Origin of the sequence: Janibacter sp. UYMM211 (assembly GCF_040547045.1) — a bacterium.
Taxonomy (GTDB): Bacteria; Actinomycetota; Actinomycetes; order Actinomycetales; family Dermatophilaceae; genus Marihabitans; species Marihabitans melonis.
On sequence record NZ_JBEPOY010000006.1, the window covers coordinates 107,011 to 121,416 of the forward strand.

General features: G+C 73.9%; 12 protein-coding genes. 5 read left to right on the forward strand and 7 right to left on the reverse strand.

Annotation, left to right across the window (positions count from 1 at the left end; genetic code table 11):
• Positions 1 to 24: 24 nt before the first annotated feature.
• The 4 genes from ppdK to ABIB53_RS15100 form a co-directional block, all read right to left on the reverse strand.
• On the reverse strand, positions 25 to 2,745 hold the full coding sequence (gene ppdK, locus ABIB53_RS15085; RefSeq protein WP_354588769.1) for a pyruvate, phosphate dikinase: 2,721 nt from the start codon (positions 2,743 to 2,745) through the stop codon (positions 25 to 27).
• A 156-nt stretch (positions 2,746 to 2,901) separates the two neighbouring features.
• Entirely contained in the window at positions 2,902 to 3,954 is a 1,053-nt protein-coding gene (locus ABIB53_RS15090) for an NAD(P)H-binding protein (protein WP_354588770.1), read from the reverse strand.
• 60 nt (positions 3,955 to 4,014) lie between these two features.
• Positions 4,015 to 4,524: a GNAT family N-acetyltransferase gene (locus ABIB53_RS15095; RefSeq protein WP_354588771.1), complete on the reverse strand. Its 510-nt coding sequence runs from the start codon at positions 4,522 to 4,524 to the stop codon at positions 4,015 to 4,017.
• Positions 4,525 to 4,528: 4 nt separating this feature from the next.
• Entirely contained in the window at positions 4,529 to 5,764 is a 1,236-nt protein-coding gene (locus ABIB53_RS15100; RefSeq protein WP_240341604.1) for an MFS transporter, read from the reverse strand.
• A 324-nt stretch (positions 5,765 to 6,088) separates the two neighbouring features.
• On the opposite strand from ABIB53_RS15100, the gene ABIB53_RS15105 reads away from it, so the two are divergent.
• The 3 genes from ABIB53_RS15105 (at position 6,089) to ABIB53_RS15115 (ending at position 8,867) form a co-directional block, all read left to right on the forward strand.
• Positions 6,089 to 6,823 carry a hypothetical protein gene (locus tag ABIB53_RS15105; RefSeq protein ID WP_354588772.1) on the forward strand — a complete coding sequence of 245 codons (735 nt, stop codon included), beginning with the start codon at positions 6,089 to 6,091 and terminating at the stop codon, positions 6,821 to 6,823.
• A gap of 92 nt (positions 6,824 to 6,915) precedes the next feature.
• Positions 6,916 to 7,728 (forward strand): crotonase/enoyl-CoA hydratase family protein, encoded by an 813-nt coding sequence (locus ABIB53_RS15110; RefSeq protein ID WP_123092523.1) that lies wholly within the window; start codon positions 6,916 to 6,918, stop codon positions 7,726 to 7,728.
• A gap of 59 nt (positions 7,729 to 7,787) precedes the next feature.
• Positions 7,788 to 8,867, forward strand: a complete 1,080-nt coding sequence (locus ABIB53_RS15115; RefSeq protein WP_354588773.1) for a GNAT family N-acetyltransferase — start codon at positions 7,788 to 7,790, stop codon at positions 8,865 to 8,867.
• Positions 8,868 to 8,891: 24 nt separating this feature from the next.
• Here ABIB53_RS15115 and ABIB53_RS15120 read toward each other — a convergent pair whose 3' ends face one another.
• Entirely contained in the window at positions 8,892 to 10,142 is a 1,251-nt protein-coding gene (locus ABIB53_RS15120; RefSeq protein WP_354588774.1) for a saccharopine dehydrogenase family protein, read from the reverse strand.
• A 123-nt stretch (positions 10,143 to 10,265) separates the two neighbouring features.
• Entirely contained in the window at positions 10,266 to 10,718 is a 453-nt protein-coding gene (locus ABIB53_RS15125; protein ID WP_354588775.1) for a hypothetical protein, read from the reverse strand.
• Positions 10,719 to 10,724: 6 nt separating this feature from the next.
• Here ABIB53_RS15125 and ABIB53_RS15130 point away from each other — a divergent pair, with 6 nt between their 5' ends.
• The gene (locus tag ABIB53_RS15130; RefSeq protein ID WP_354588776.1) at positions 10,725 to 11,960 is read left to right on the forward strand and encodes a cupin domain-containing protein; all 1,236 of its coding nucleotides are present in this window, start codon (positions 10,725 to 10,727) and stop codon (positions 11,958 to 11,960) included.
• A gap of 34 nt (positions 11,961 to 11,994) precedes the next feature.
• Positions 11,995 to 12,873 carry a ferredoxin family protein gene (locus tag ABIB53_RS15135; protein ID WP_354588777.1) on the forward strand — a complete coding sequence of 293 codons (879 nt, stop codon included), beginning with the start codon at positions 11,995 to 11,997 and terminating at the stop codon, positions 12,871 to 12,873.
• Here the strand turns inward: ABIB53_RS15135 and ABIB53_RS15140 are convergent.
• Positions 12,850 to 14,379: a metallophosphoesterase family protein gene (locus tag ABIB53_RS15140; protein ID WP_163562461.1), complete on the reverse strand. Its 1,530-nt coding sequence runs from the start codon at positions 14,377 to 14,379 to the stop codon at positions 12,850 to 12,852. The two genes, ABIB53_RS15135 and ABIB53_RS15140, sit on opposite strands and share 24 nt — an antisense overlap.
• Positions 14,380 to 14,406 lie beyond the last annotated feature (27 nt).

The following is a 14,406-nucleotide window of genomic DNA, read 5'->3' on the forward strand; positions in this document are numbered from 1 at the left end:
GTCATGCGCCTCGCGGCGCCCAGGTCACGCGGTGCTCGACCCGACGCCGTTCATCGCCGCGGCACGGCCGGCCTCGAGCCGGGCGACGGGGACGCGGAAGGGCGAGCAGCTGACGTAGTCGAGGCCCACCTCGTGGAAGAAGTGGATCGACTCCGGGTCACCGCCGTGCTCGCCGCAGACACCGGTCTTCAGGCTCGGCTTCGTCTTGCGACCGCCCGCGACGCCCTGCCGGACGAGCTCGCCGACGCCGATGCCGTCGAGGGTCTCGAAGGGGGAGACCGCGAGCACGCCGTTCTCCATGTACGTCGTGAAGAACTCCGTCTCCACGTCATCGCGCGAGAAGCCCCACGTCGTCTGGGTGAGGTCGTTGGTGCCGAAGGAGAAGAAGTCCGCCTCGTGGGCGATCCGCTCCGCCGTGAGCGCCGCGCGCGGCAGCTCGATCATGCAGCCGATCGGCAGGTCGAGGGTCACGCCCGCGGCCTCTCCGACCTCCTGGAGGATCTCCAGGCCCTGCTCGCGCACGAGGTGCAGCTCACGACGCGAGCCGATGAGCGGCACCATGATCTCGGGCTGCGGGTCCTTGCCCTGGCCGCGCAGCTCGACGACCGCCTCGGCGATCGCGCGGATCTGCAGGGCGAAGAGGCCGGGGTACTTCAGGCCCAGGCGCACGCCGCGCAGGCCGAGCATCGGGTTCTGCTCGTGGGTCGCGCGGACCGCCTCGAGCAGGACCTTGTCGCGCTCGAGCTCGGGGCCCTCCTCGCCACGGGCCTTCGCGAGCTCGACCTTGACGGTGAGCTCGGTGAGGTCGGGGAGGAACTCGTGCAGCGGCGGGTCGATGAGCCGGATCGTCGCGGGCAGGCCGTCCATGACGGTGAGCAGCTCGACGAAGTCGGCCCGCTGGAGCGGAAGCAGCTCGGCCATGACGCTCGCGCGGGCCTCGTCGTCCTCGGCGAGGATGACGCGCTCGATGTACTCGCGGCGCTCGCCGAGGAACTGGTGCTCCGTGCGGCACAGGCCGATGCCCTCGGCGCCGCGGTCGCGGGCGCGCTGGGCGTCCTCGCCGGTGTCGGCGTTGGTGCGCACGCGCAGCCGGCGACGGGCATCGGCGTGCCGGAGCAGACGGTCGACGGCCGCGACGAGCTCGCGGGTGTCGTCGTCCTCGGCCTTGGCCTGGGCGGCCTCGAGGCCGTCGGCGATGTAGGTCATCACCGGCGAGTCGATGACGTCGACCGCGCCGAGGTAGATCTGGCCGGTCTTGCCGTCGATGGAGATGACGTCGCCCTCGGAGACGACGGTCTCGCCGACCGTGATCGTCTTCTTCGCGACGTCGATCTGCAGGTCCTCGGCGCCGACGACGGCGCACATGCCCATGCCGCGGGCGACGACCGCGGCGTGCGAGGTCTTGCCGCCACGGGCGGTGAGCACGCCCTGCGCGGCGATCATGCCGGGCAGGTCCTCGGGCGAGGTCTCGCGACGCACGAGGACGACGTCCACCCCTTCGGCCGCCTTGGCCGTGGCCGAGGCGTTGTCGAAGGCGACGGCGCCGACGGCGGCACCGGGGGAGGCCCCCATGCCGGTCGCGAGGAGCTGGCGCACCGCGTCCTTGTCGAACTGCGGGAAGAGCAGGTTGGTCAGCTGCTCACCGGTGACGCGCTCCAGCGCCTCGTCCATGGTGATGAGCTGCTCGTCGACGAGCTGGGTGGCGACGCGGAAGGCGGCGGCCGCCGTGCGCTTGCCGACGCGGGTCTGCAGCATCCACAGCTTGCCGCGCTCGATGGTGAACTCGATGTCGCACAGGTCGCGGTAGTGCGTCTCGAGGCGGCGCATCGCCGAGCGCAGCTCGCGGTAGGCGTCGCGGTCGCGCTCCTTGAGGTCGGACAGCGCCAGGGTGTTGCGGATGCCGGCGACGACGTCCTCGCCCTGGGCGTTCGGCAGGTAGTCGCCGTACACGCCCGAGTGGCCGGAGGAGGGGTCGCGGGTGAAGCACACGCCCGTGCCGGAGGTCTCGCCGAGGTTGCCGAAGACCATGGCCTGGACGTTGACCGCGGTGCCGAGGTCGTCCGGGATGCGCTCACGACGGCGGTAGAGCATCGCGCGCTCGGTGTTCCAGCTGCGGAAGACGGCCTCGATGGCCATGTCGAGCTGCTTGCGCGGGGTCTGCGGGAAGGGCTTGCCCGTGGCCTCTTCGACGATCGCCTTGTACTCCTTGACGAGCGTGCGCAGCTGCTCGACGTCGAGCTCGACGTCGGAGATCACCCCGGCCTCGGACTTGCGGGCGTCGAGCGCCTCGGAGAAGAGCTCGGAGTCGATGTCGAGCACCGTCTTGCCGAACATCTGGATGAGACGGCGATAGGAGTCCCAGGCGAAGCGCTCGTCATCGGCGAAGTCGGCGAGCGCGTGCACGGTGTCGTCGTTGAGACCGACGTTGAGGACGGTCTCCATCATCCCCGGCATGGAGAACTTCGCGCCCGAGCGCACGGAGAGCAGGAGCGGCTCCTCGCTGTCGCCGAGGGTGCGGTCGATGTGGTCCTCGACCTCGCGCAGCCGTCGGGTCACCTCGACCCGGACCTCCGGCGGGACCTTGCCCTCGCTGAGGTAGGCGCGGCACGCATCCGTGGAGATGGTGAAGCCGGGCGGGACGGGCAGACCGAGCTTGACCATCTCGGCGAGGTTGGCACCCTTGCCGCCGAGGAGGTCCTTCTGGTCCTTGTCGCCGTCGCTGAACATGTACACGTACTGCGTCATCGCTGCTCCTCGCCGTCCGGGCGCGTCGACGCGCCCGAGGATCCCTGGGGTTGGCTCATGGTGGCAGACACGAGCGGCAGGGCCGCCTCGGGGTTCCGACTGGCGGGACGGACAGGTGTGCGAAGGGGGAGCGCTGGGTCCCCGGCGGCGCGAGGGTCAGGTGCCGCGCACCCGGTCGACCGCGCCGCGCACGGCGTCGGCGGAGCGGGCGAGGAGAGAGGCGTCGGTGTCGCCCCCGGACGACCAGGACGGGTCCTGCGGCAGCGGTCCCATCGGGTCGGCCTGCTCCGGGTCGTCGGCGGACTCGACGCGCGGGTCGGCGAGGGAGCGACGGATCGCGTCGTCCAGCGGCACGAGCTCGTACCCCGCGGGGAGGAGGTCCCGGCGGACGTCGTCCTCGGCGGCGACCATGTCGTGGTGCAGGCTCTGGACGAGCGCCCTGACCGTCGGGGAGGGCACGTCGGTCAGGGCCGCGACGAGCGAGCCGACGAGATCGGTGGGCAGCAGCGGGACCTCGACCTGGGGGCGGGAGAGCCCGGCGATCGCGGCGTAGCGGTCGAGCAGACCGGCGTAGGACAGCGCCTCGGGGCCGCCGACGTCGTAGTGCCGGCTGGGACCAGGGGCGTCCAGCGCGCCGACGAGCGCCTCGATGACGTCGACGACGGCGACGGGCTGGACCTGCGTGTCCATCCAGGTCGGCACGGTCTGCACCGGCACCCTCTCGCTCACCTGGCGGATGATCTCGAAGGATGTCGAGGCGCTGCCGACGAGCACGGCGGCCCGCAGGGTGATGACGACCGCCGAGCTGCGCCCGAGGATCTCCTCCACCTCGAGGCGAGAGGACACGTGGGCGCTGAGGTCGTCGTGGTCGACCTCGGGCACGATCCCGGAGAGGTAGACGACTCGCTGCACCCCGTGGGCGTCGACTGCCGTCGCGACGTGCTGCGCGGCGGCGCGGTCCGTGTCCTCGAAGTCGCCGCCGTCCATGCCGTGGACGAGGTAGTAGACGGCCTCGACCCCGCGGACCGCCGCGTCGACGGATCGCTCGTCGCCGATGTCCATCTCGACGACCTCGACGCGATCGCCCCACCACGGAGCGGGCTTGTCGAGGTCTCGGGTCGTCGTGCGCACCTCGTGCCCCTCCGCGAGGAGCCGGGGGACGAGCCGCCCTCCGACGTAGCCGGTGGCGCCGGTGACCAGGACCTTCACAGATGTGCTCCTCGCAGGGCCCGGTGGGGCCGCGTCGTCGAGAGCACGACGCTACCGGCGTCAGCCCTCCGCGAGGCCGTCGAGCGCGTCGCCGGTCAGGCGCTGTGTCGTCCACTCGTCCTGAGGGAGTGCTCCGACCGCGCGGTAGAAGGCGATCGAGGGCTCGTTCCAGTCCAGGACGGTCCACTCCAGGCGCGGGTAGCCGCGCTCGCGGCAGACCTGGGCGAGCGTGCGCAGCAGCGCCAGGCCGAGGCCGGAGCCGCGCTGCTCGGGCTCGACGTAGAGGTCCTCGAGCCAGATGCCGTTGCGACCGGTCCACGTCGAGAAGGTGAGGAACCACAGGGCCATGCCGACTACCCTTCGCCCCTGCGGCTCGTCGACCACGGCGACGTGGCAGAAGGCGGTGGGTGCCCCGTCGGCGGGGAAGAGAGCCGCGGAGAGGGACTCGACGGTCGCCTCGACGGCGTCCGGCTCGCGCTCGTAGACGGCGAGCTCGGTGATGAGCCGCAGGATGTCGGGGACGTCGGCGACGGTCGCCTCTCGGACGACGGCGCTGGTCGAGGTGCTCATGGGCTCAGCCTGCCGTGCGGGGCGCGACCTGCGCGCGGGTGTCCCGGCGGTGGGCGAGCAGGGACAGGCCGAGGACGAGCAGGCCCGCGGTGGCGAGCAGGGCGCCGACGGCGCTCGGGGCGCGCCAGCCGTAGCCCGCGGCGACGACGAGACCGCCGAGCCAGGCGCCGAGCGCGTTGGCGGTGTTGAGGGCGGCGTGGTTGCCCGCGGCGCCGAGGGTGCGCGCCGACCCGGCGACGGCCATGAGCCGCAGCTGCAGCGAGAGGACGAAGACCGAGGCGCTCGCGGAGGCGAGGAAGACAGCGCACGCGACGAGCACGACGGAGCCGGCCGACAGCGCCACGAGGAGCAGGGCGACGGCGAGGGAGAGGGCCGACCCGGCGACGGTGCGCAGCACCGAGCGGTCCGCGAGCCGTCCGCCGGCGATCGTGCCGATGACCCCGGCGACACCGAAGACGAGGAGGTAGAGCGGCACGGTCGACGCGCTCACGCCGGTCTCCTCGCGCAGCATCGGCGAGATGTAGCTGTACATCGAGAACATGCCGCCGAAGCCGATGGCGCCGACGAGGAGCGTGAGCCACACCTGCAGCGAGCGGAAGGCGCGCAGCTCGGTCCGCACGCTCGCCCCCTCCTCGGGGGCGAAGTAGGGCAGCGTGAGCAGGACGAGGACGGCCGTGACGAGCCCGACGGCGGTGACGCCCCAGTACGCGCTGCGCCACCCGAGCTCCTGCCCCATCCACGTCGAGACGGGCACCCCGACGACGGTGGCGAAGGGGATGCCGAGCATGATCTGGCTCACAGCGCGCCCGCCGCGGCCGGGGGCGGCGAGGTCGACGGCGACGATCGAGGCGACGGCGAAGAAGGCGCCGTGCGGCAGCCCGGCGAGCATCCGGGCGCCGAAGAGCACGGGATAGCTCGTCGCGAGCGCGCTCAGGGTGTTGCCGACGACGAAGGCGGCCATGAGCGCGACGAGCATCGCGCGCCGCGGGACGCGCGTGCCGAGGACGGCGATGGTGGGGGCACCGACGACGACCCCGATCGCGTAGGCGGAGATCGTGTGGCCGGCCTCGGGGATGCTCACCCCGATCCCCTCGGCGATCTCGGGCAGCAGCCCCATGGTGACGAACTCGGTCGTCCCGATGGCGAAACCGCCGAGGACGAGGGCGGTCATCGCGGCGCGGTGGGCGGTCGGTCCGAGGGCGGGGGGCGAAGGGGGAGCCGGGGGTGCAGCGGTCGTCACCGCAAGATTCTCCCCCCTCGCGAGGTGCGCGGCGAAACCGTCTCGGGCCGGCGCCGGCGCCAGCTGCTCGTGACGGGTGGGTATTTCTCCCCATCGACGGTGCCACCTGCACCTCCATAGCGTGGGTGCAGCGCCCCACGGGGGAGGCGCCGCGCCCGAGGCGGGACCAGCAGGGGAGGTCCCGCCTCGTGGTGTGCCCCCCTTCGCCGGTCGAGGGAGGAGGGTGAGCCCCCGCACGCAGGCCCGTGCCGACGCTGGGCAGACGCGCGAATACCGCTGGTCCGTGGGGTCATCCGCGGGTTGCGCTGTGCCACGATTACCCGCATGTCACACAACGCAGGGGGCCCCTCTGGCCCGAACGTCCCTCCGCCCCCCGGTCAGGGTCCCGGCGGTTCTTACGGCGGCCCGCAGGGCCCCGGCGGCCCTGGTGGTCCGGGTCAGCCCTACGGCGCCCCGCAGGGCGGCGCCCCCCAGAAGAAGAGCAAGACCGGCCTCATCGCCGGGATCGCGGGCGGCATCGCCCTGATCCTCGTGCTGTGCTGCGTCGGCGGCTTCTTCCTCACCCGCGGTGACGACGACGAGTCCAGCTCGTCGAGCACGAGCGCCGCCTCGACGAGCGAGAGCACCTCCGAGACCTCCTCGGAGACCCCCAGCGAGTCCGAGACCTCCTCGGAGACCCCGAGTGAGTCCGAGACCCCGAGCGAGACGAGCAGCGACACCGGCTCCGGCTCCGGCGGCGACATCAGCCTCCCCTCCGAGTTCGACGGCTGGAAGAAGGTCGACACCAGCGTCAGCGCGCCGGCCGGCGGCCAGGTCGGTGCCTACACGAAGGGGTCCGAGGCCCTCTCGATCGTCACCATGGGCGAGAGCCCGGGCGTCATGGACAGCTTCGAGGGCCTGTGGTCGAACGAGGAGAAGGTCGGGGACACGTCCTGCGGCAAGTACTCGAACCAGACCCAGTGCGCGAAGGTGCAGGACGGCAACATCATCCTCATCACGCACAGCGGTGACGCGAAGACCACGGCCGGCTACCTGGACGACTTCATCGCCGCCCTCTGACCGACCGCCCGTCTCGACGGCCCTCGCCCATCCCGGGCGGGGGCCGTCGTCGTGCCCGCCGACCCGCGGCACCCACGTCATAGGCTCCCGGCATGGCGACCTCTCACATCCGCACCACCCGTGACGGCGGCGTGGCCACCGTCGAGCTGCACCGGCCCGACAAGCTCAACGCGCTGACGCTCGACATGCTCGACGGCCTCGTCAGCACCGCCCACGAGCTCGGGCGCGACCGCTCGCTGCGGGCCGTGATCATCGCCGGCTCGGGCGAGTCCTTCTGCGCCGGGCTCGACTTCGCGACCGTCATGTCCGACCGGGCCGGTCTCTGGCGCGCCTTCGCCCCTCGGCCCTGGAGGGGGACGAACACCTTCCAGGAGGCCTGCTGGGCCTACCGCCGCCTGCCCGTGCCCGTCGTCGCCGCCGTGCACGGCAACTGCCTCGGGGGCGGGCTGCAGATCGCCCTCGGTGCCGACTTCCGGGTGACCACCCCGGACGCGCGCTGGTCGGTCCTCGAGGGCCGCTGGGGGCTCATCCCCGACATGAGCGGCATCCAGGCGCTCTCGGAGCAGGTCGGCAAGGACGTCGCGAAGCGCCTGACGATGACCGCCGAGGTGCTCGACGGCGAGCGGGCCGTCGAGCTCGGGCTGGCCAGCGAGGTGGCGCTCGACCCGCGCGAGCGCGCCGGCGCCCTCGTCGACGAGCTGCTCACCCGCAGCCCCGACGCGCTGGCCTCGGCGAAGCGTCTCTTCGAGGGCACGTGGCACCGCGGGCCGCGGCACACCTTCGCCCGCGAGCGGGTCGAGCAGCTCGGCCTCCTCGTCGCTGCCAACACCAAGCGGGCGCGCTCGGCCGCCTTCGCCCGCACGACCCCCGAGTACGCCGACCGGGGCCGCCGCCTCCTGCCCTGACCCGCCCGGATGGTGCACGCGCCCCGCACCGGGCAGGGGTGCGCTGGGAGACTGGGCCGGTGACCCCACCTCACCTCCCCATGCCCGACCTCGCTCCCGGCCTGCACGTGGTGCCCCCGACCCACGACGACGTGGCGGCGCTCGCGGCCCTCGCGACCGCGCAGAGACGGGCGGTGACCGGCAGCGGGTCGGTCGGCGTCGACGAGGTCGCGATGGAGGTCACGGGCATCGGGTCGTGGACGCGTCGCCAGCTCCTCGTGCGCGACGGCGAAGGGGAGGACGCCCCCGTCGTCGCGTGGGCGAGGGTGCACGACCGTGCCGCCGGCCGGACCAACGTCGAGCTGACGGTCGCGCCCGGCCGGGCGGACGGCGACGAGATCGCGGCGGCCCTGCTGCGCTGGGCCGAGGAGGTCGGCGTGACCTTCGCCGCCTTCCGCGGGCTCGGGGGCACGCTGCTCGACGTCAGCGTGCGCGCCGACGACGAGACCTATCGCCGTCGCCTCGAGGCTGCCGGGTACGAGGCGGTGCGCACCTGGCTGCAGATGAGCCGACCGGTGACCGAGGACGACGCCGGGCTCCCCGGCCCGCGCGAGGGGGTCGTCGTGCGCCGGGTCGCCACCCACGAGGACGGCATGCCCGTCGCCGAGGACGTCCAGACCGTGCACCGGATGCTCGAGGAGTCCTTCGCCGACCACTTCAACTCCTACCGGGAGTCCTTCGCGGAGTTCGTCCAGCGGCAGCGCGAGGCGACGGGTCACCGCTGGGACCACTGGTGGATCGCCGAGATCGACGTCGACGGGCAGTGGGTGCCCGGGGGCGCGGTCGTCTCCTCGGTGTCCGGCCGGGACGCCGACGGCCGGGTCGGCAGCTATGTCGACTACATCGGCGTGCACCGGCTGGCACGCGGGCGCGGGGTCGCGAAGGCCCTGCTGCACACCGTGATCCGCGACGCGCTGGAGCGCGGCCGCAACCGGGTCGCGCTCGAGGTCGACGCCGACAGCCCGACCGGTGCCGACGGGCTCTACGAGTCGATGGGGTGGACCACCGCGTACCGCACGACGTCCTTCCACCGGCACGTGGAGGTGCCCGGGGCGGACGCCCCGGTGCCAGTGGCCAAGCCGATCGACGACGAGGGCTGAGCCCGCCGCACCGATCGGCTCGGCTCAGTCCTGCACCTCGAGCTCGAAGTCGAAGCCGCGCAGACGCTCGGCGAGGGGCTCGGCCATCGCGGCCGCGGGGGTGAGCACGCCCCCGGGGCTGTCGAGCTCGTCGAGCGCCAGGCACAGCGCCGCCTGGCCGAGCATGATCGCCGTCCCGTTGTAGCCGGGGTCGTAGGGAGCGCCCACCCGGGTGCGCACCTGCTGCCCGCTCGTCGTGCCGGCGACGACCTCCATCGCGAACATGCCCCGCACGCGGGTCTCCTCGCTCGGGCCCTCGCCGGGCTCGGGGAGCACGCGGTCGAGGACGGCGCGGGTGGGGCCGAAGGCCATGCCCCCGGCCACCCCGAGCAGCCCGGCGGTCATCGCGACGGCCTTGAGCGGCGCGGTGCGCGAGCGACCGAAGTCGCTCACCTCCTGGTAGCGGAAGTCGCGCCCGTAGGCGTAGCCGAGCAGCGCGTTGGTCCGGCGCACGACCCGGGTGTTGTACGACGCCATGACGAAGGGGCCCGTCCATCGGCCCTCGTCGGTGCGGCGCACCGGGAGCGCCCGGGTGACGCGGGAGAGGGGAGAGGACCCGCCCCGCGACCTCGGCGCCGGCTCGGCCGCTCGGTCGGGGGACAGCCCGTAGGGGTCGGCGACAGTACGTCGGGCGGTCTCGTCCTCCCGGGCGGCGATGGCCTGCTGGCGCATCGAGTCGATCGTGCCGCCGCTCAGCCCGCCGCGCATGCGGCGCACCGACAGGGTGGTCGTCGTCAGCTCGCCGAGACCGCGCTCGCGTGCCGCCTGGGCGGTGAGCCACACGCCGAGGTCCGAGGGCACGGAGTCGAAGCCGCACGACGGCACGATGCGGGCACCCGTGCGCCCGGCGAGCTCGTGGAAGGCGTCGGCGACGTCGTGGACGAAGAGCACCTCGCCCGTGAGGTCGGCGTAGTGGGTGCCGGCCTCGGCGCACGCACGGACGACCTCGCGGCCGTGGCGCGCGTACGGGCCCACCGTCGTGGCGAGCACCCGGGTCCGGGCGGCCAGTGCGTCGCACGCGGGTCCGTCGGAGGCGTCGAGGACGACCCGCTCCCACTCGGCGGCGACCCCGCCGAGACGCTCGGCGACCGCGTCGAGCCGGGCGCGCGAGCGACCCGCGAGGGCGACCCTCAGGCCGGCGGGTGCGTGGTCGCGCAGGTGGGCGGCGGTCAGCTCGCCGACGAAGCCGGTGGCGCCGAAGAGGACGACGTCGAGGTCACGGGTGGTCGAGGCCATGACGCGACCCTACGCGGGCGAATTTCGGGGGAGCGCAAGACGCCTCCCCGAGCTGCTGAGCAGGTAGAACGGCAGGGCAGGGATCCCCTGACCGGCCCGAGGAAGTCCCCGCGGGCCCCCGCTTCAAGGAGGACGAGCATGACTCAGCCGAACGACGAGACGGTGCCCTCGGACGCAGCCCTCGGCGGTGTCCCGACGACCAGCGGTGACGGCGGCGCGGACGGCGGTGCCGATGGTGGCGCCGACGGCGGCGCGACCCACGGCCCGGCCGACGGCGGTGCCCACGGCCCCGCGGACGGCGGCGCCGGTGCGGGTGGCGACGGCGGTGCTGACGGTGGAGCCGATGGCGGTGCCGATGGTGGCGCGGACGGCGGTGCCGATGGCGGTGCTGACGGTGGAGCCGATGGCGGTGCCGACGGCGGCGCGACCCACGGACCGGCCGACGGCGGTGCCCACGGCCCCGCGGACGGCGGCGCCGGTGCGGGTGGCGACGGCGGTGCTGACGGCGGTGCCGATGGCGGCGCGGACGGCGGTGCCGACGGCGGCGCCGACCCCGTCGCGCGTGGTCTCTGACATCTGTCGGTGAGCACCCCGACCTCGGGCCAGGCCGGTCACCTGACCGGCCTGGCCCGACTCATCCGTACCGGGCGTGACGACTTCGCCCGGGATCACTGGGGCCGCGGGCCCCTGCTGTCCACCGCCGACCAGCTCGGCGGAGGGGGCTTCGACAGCCTTCTCGACGAGGACGCGGTCGACGAGCTGCTGACGACGCGGGGTCTGCGGACCCCCTTCGTCCGGGTGGCGAAGGCGGGTCGCACCCTCCCCGAGCGCTCCTTCACCGGACCGGCCGGTGTCGGCGCGAGCATCACCGACCAGGTCCGTGACGACGAGCTCACGCGGCTCTTCGCCGACGGCCACACCGTCGTCATGCAGGCTCTCCACCGCACGTGGGAGCCGGTGATGCGACTCGTCCAGGAGCTCTCGGACGACCTCGCGCACCCCGTGCAGGCCAACGCGTACATCACGCCGCCGCAGAGCACGGGCTTCTCCGCGCACTACGACGTGCACGACGTCTTCGTCCTGCAGATCAGCGGCGAGAAGAGGTGGCGCATCCACGCCCCCGTCCTCGTCGACCCCCTTCGCACCGAGCCGTGGGACCAGCGCGGTGACGCCGTCGCCGAGCAGGCGACGGGCGAGCCCGCGCTCGAGGCCACGATGCGGCCCGGTGACGTCCTCTACCTCCCGCGCGGGTGGCTGCACTCCGCGACCGCTCTCGGGGGCACGAGCACCCACCTCACCCTCGGCGTGCACACCTGGCAGGGCGGGCACGTCCTCGACGCCCTCGTCGACCACGCCCGTCGGGCCGTGGCCGACGACCCGCGCGTACGCGCCTCGCTGCCCCTCGGCGTCGACCTCGGCGACCCGCACGCGCTCTCCGGCACCCTCGACCACGTGCGCGACGCCCTCGTGCGCGCCGTCCAGGAGGTGCCCGACGACGTCCTCGCGCAGAGCCTGCTCGGCCGGTCGCACGGGTCGCGCCGGGCCGCCCCCGTCGCGCCGCTGCGCACGGCGCGCGACCTCGCCGCCCTCGAGCAGGACCCGACGGGCTGGGTGCTGCGTCGGCGCGACCACCTCGGCGCCGTGCTCGACGGCGGCGTGCTGCGCAGCCGCGCCGGGACCGTGACCGTCGCCGCCGACGACTCCGCCTGCGTCACCCGTCTGCTCGACGAGGGCGTCGTCCCCGTGGGCGACCTCGGCATCGACCTCGCCCGCCGTCTCGTCCTCGCCGGTCTGGCGACCCCGGACCGGGCGGCGTGACGAGGGCGGGAGCGCGCGGCCTAGGCTCGTGCCGATGACCCTCACCCCTGCCGACCAGCGATGGCGGTGCTCGGTCGCCGCCCGCGAGCGCGACGACGCACCGATCGGCACGGCGGTGCCCGCCCCCCGGTGGATGCTCGTCGGGCACCCGGGCCCGTGGGCCGAGAAGGCCGCACGCACCGATCCCGTGGCGGGGGTGCGCCCGGCTCTCGTCTCTCGGCTCGACGCCGTCGGGGCGCGGCTGCAGCTCATCCGCCCGCACGGCCGGTCCGAGGACTTCCAGGCCCCGTGGCCGGTCTTCCTCGTCGACTGCACGACGGGACGGATCGGGCGCTACACCTGGTCCGAGCCCGAGGATCTCGTCGAGATCGCCGCGCACTTCGCCGAGCTGCCCGAGGTCTGCACCGACCCCCTGGTCCTCGTGTGCTGCCACGGCAAGAAGGACGTGTGCTGCGCGGTCGAGGGGCGTCTCGTCGCCCGTGTCCTCGACGACGTGCTGCCCGGGTCGGTGTGGGAGACCACCCACCTCGGCGGCGACCGCTTCGCCGGCAACCTCGCGATCCTCCCGGAGGGCTCGATGTACGGCCGGGTCGACGGCACGAGCGCGCCCGAGGTCGTCGTCGGTCATCTCGACGGGGTCGTCGACCTCGAGCGGTGGCGGGGCCGGTGCACGTGGAGCTCGCCCGAGCAGGTCGCGGTGCGCGACGTCCTCGCCGGCGGGGTCCGTCTGGCGGACGTCGCCTCGGCCAGGGCGAGCGCCGCGGGCCGGCACGAGTGGGACGTCGTCGTGAGCGCCGGGGGCGAGGAGCACGTCCGCCGCGTGCGGCGCGACTTCTCCGAGCCGCGGCGGCTGACATGCGGTCTCGACCTCGCGGTCATGGCGCAGTGGTCAGTCGCCGAGCGGGCGCACTGACAGCTCGCCCGTGCCGCAGGTGCGGCCCTCCGCCGGAGGCTCCATGATGCGGGCCGCGTTGAGCACCGACACCCGGTCCAGGCTCGGCCGGCCCTCGAGGACCGAGCGGTAGAGGTAGCGCGTGAGCGTCTGCCCGCGGCACTGGTCGTCGATCGTCAGCAGGTCGAAGGAGCTCGGCTGGCCGACGAGCTCCTGGTCGGCCTCGTCGAGGCGGAAGTGCGAGAGCGTGCCGCCCCCGGTGAAGGTGCCGAGAGCCACCCTGTTGCCGTCGACGTCGGGGACGTGCCCGTGGCCGTGGACGCGCAGCCGGCCGGGGGCGTCGGCGAGGGCGGGGGCCTCGTGGGAGAGCGTCAGGTCCGGCGGCTCGGCGTCGCCGAGGGCCTCGACCCATCGGTCGCGGGCGGCCTCCTGCGGCTCCGTGCTGCCGTCGTCGGCATCGCCGTAGTACCGCGGGTCGCCGAAGCCGGCGATGCGCACACCGCCGACGTCGGCGAGGGCGTAGCTGCCGTCGCCCGGGTCGGGCAGGACGACGTTGTCGACCGTCGACAGGGCGTCGAGGAGCGCGGTGTCGTCGGCGGATGTCGCGTCGTGGTTGCCGCGGACGAAGACGTAGGGGACCCCGAGCGACTCGATGCCGCGGGTGATCCGGGAGAGCCGCAGCTCCTCGACCCGGCCGAGGTTGACGAGGTCACCGGTGTCGACGACGACGTCGACGTCGCGCTCCTCGACGATCGTGCGCATGAGCGCGTACTGGTTAGAGGCGTGGATGTCGGAGACGAGCAGCACGGTGACCGCCGGGCGGGTGGCGATCTCGGTGGGCGTGTACTCGCTGCCCAGCGCGGCCGACAGGGCGAGGAGGTTGCGCAGGTAGGGCGCGGCCTGGCCGGCCCGCTCCTCGACGTCGGTGAAGAGCGAGGCGTTGTCGGCGGCCAGGCGCAGCAGACCGGTCGTCTCCAGCGCGGCGAAGCGCTCCTCGCGGTAGGTGCTCGCGGCGCCGATGCCGACGGCGGCGCACGTGAGGCCCCACACGAGCGCGGTGCCGACGACGGCCCGGGCCCCAGGTCGGCGGCGCCTCCACAGCGAGCGCACGGCGAGGACGGCGCCGGCGCCGAGCAGGGCGCCGCCGGCCATCCGCAGGCCCACGCCCACCGCGGCCTCCTCGATGACCCGGGCGCGCTCTGCCCCGCCGACGACGAGCTCGGTCGTGCTCACCCGGCCGCCGGCCACGACGTCGGTGACCTCCTCGCGGATCTGCGGCTCGACCTCGATGCCCGGGGCGAGGCCCGTGAAGTCGGCCGAGACGCTCCCCACGACCGTCTCGGCGCTGATCGAGGAGCGCTGCTCCCACGACGGCGACAGCCGGACCTGCGCGGAGTAGTAGTCGGTGCTCACCGTCGTCGGGAGCAGGACCGTCGTGACGACGCCCGTCACGAGGGCGACGAGCGCGGTGACGACGGCGGTGAGGACCACCCCGCCGACGCGGCGCACGGCGAAGGGGGACGGCATGGCTCGATGGTACGAAGGACGCCCCGG